Here is a 1,408-nt window from a genome sequence, read left to right on the forward strand (position 1 = left end):
GGCCTCATCAATCGCTGGCGCGATGCGGCAAGGCTGGAAGCGCGTATCGCGCGTCTTGCCGACCATGTCCTGCGTCATCCGCCCCAGGAAATGGTGACCCGCCGCGAGACGTCGCCGGCCCTATCGGCCGATGATGATGCCTCCACGGGCGAAGCTGCGTCCGACCCGGAACCGGCAGCGCCTGCCAGCCCCGCCCTCGCACCGCTGGCAGCCGCCGCGATTTCCGCGCGCGCTGGCGATGAAACCGGCAGCGGCACGGTCGAAGCGGTGGAAGACAGTGAAACCGGAGAGACCGGGGATGCCGCCGCATCGGATGAGCAAGCCGCACCGGATTCAGACGATGATATTCCCGACTTGCCGGCAGAGACCGGCGCATCGGGCGAAGCTGCCCCGGCGGAGGATGTCCGCTCTGATGCCCGGTCGATGGATATCGCACCGCCTCCGCCCATGCCCGTACAGGGTAGTGGAGAGACCGCGCCGCAGCGTGTGAACAGGGACGCCGAAGAGACCGCCGGAGAAACGCTTGCCTCCATCACCGAAGCGGATGGTCCGGTCGTCACCGAGACACAGATCCTGCAGCCTGCAACGCCCGTCGAGGCAGGCGGCATTCCCGGCCCGCAGGGCACGGAGCTTGCCGGGCAGGACGGTGAGGCTTCGCCGCAAGAGAGCCTTTCAGAAGCCAGCTCGGACGATGAGGATACGCAAGTGAGCGCGGGCGACGCCTTCACGGGCGGGGACGAACCGTCCCGCCAGCCTTAGCCGGCAGCGTCACTCGGTCTCGTCGAACCCGTTTTCGACCAGCGTCCGGATCGCCTGAAGCAGCGCCGGGGCGTCGTCGCCATGGGCGCTGACGCTCAGGCGCGTGCCCGGCCCCGCGCCGAGCATGAGCAGATCCATGATCGAGCGTCCGTCGGCAGTCTCGCCATCTCTGGAAACGGACAGCTCAGCCGTGTAGCCGCGGGCCAGGCCTACGAATTTGGCGGCCGCGCGCGCATGCAGGCCGCGCTTGTTCACAATTGTCAGCTCGATTCTCTCTGCCGTCACGACAAGCCGTCAATGAGGTGTGAGCCTACCGTGATATAGCGCCGGCCTGCGCTCGACGCGCTGGAGGCGAGATCGGCAAGATTCATGCGGCTGCGCGCCTCCGCCAACGTGATCATCATGGGCAGATTGGCCCCGGCGATCACCTCCACCCGGCTTTTTTCCAGAAGCGACATGGAGAGGTTAGAGGGCGTACCGCCGAAAATATCAGTGACAATGATCACGCCATCGCCCGTATCCGCGCTGCGCACGGCCTCGCGAATATCATCGCGGCGCTGTTCCATGTCATCATCAGCCCCGATGGAAACAGGCACGCACGCCGCCAGCCGGCCGACGACATGCTCAGTCGCTGCCACCAGCTCCTGCG

2 protein-coding genes and 1 pseudogene are annotated in these 1,408 nt (G+C 66.4%); 1 reads left to right on the forward strand and 2 read right to left on the reverse strand.

Features of this window, described 5'->3' with window-relative positions; genetic code table 11:
• A pseudogene (locus ACTS2Z_RS09750) lies at positions 1 to 759 on the forward strand (hypothetical protein); the annotation flags it as partial.
• Positions 760 to 768: 9 nt separating this feature from the next.
• Here ACTS2Z_RS09750 and ACTS2Z_RS09755 read toward each other — a convergent pair.
• Both ACTS2Z_RS09755 and ACTS2Z_RS09760 read right to left on the reverse strand, forming a co-directional pair.
• Positions 769 to 1,044, reverse strand: a complete 276-nt coding sequence (locus ACTS2Z_RS09755) for an HPr family phosphocarrier protein (RefSeq protein ID WP_442573022.1) — start codon at positions 1,042 to 1,044, stop codon at positions 769 to 771.
• A complete protein-coding gene (locus tag ACTS2Z_RS09760) occupies positions 1,041 to 1,400 on the reverse strand; it encodes a PTS sugar transporter subunit IIA (protein WP_442573023.1) in 360 nt (119 codons plus the stop codon). Before ACTS2Z_RS09760 ends, ACTS2Z_RS09755 begins: the two co-directional genes overlap by 4 nt.
• Between the last annotated feature and the right edge of the window lie 8 nt (positions 1,401 to 1,408).

Source organism: Glycocaulis sp., from assembly GCF_052168375.1.
In the GTDB taxonomy this organism is placed as follows: domain Bacteria; phylum Pseudomonadota; class Alphaproteobacteria; order Caulobacterales; family Maricaulaceae; genus Glycocaulis.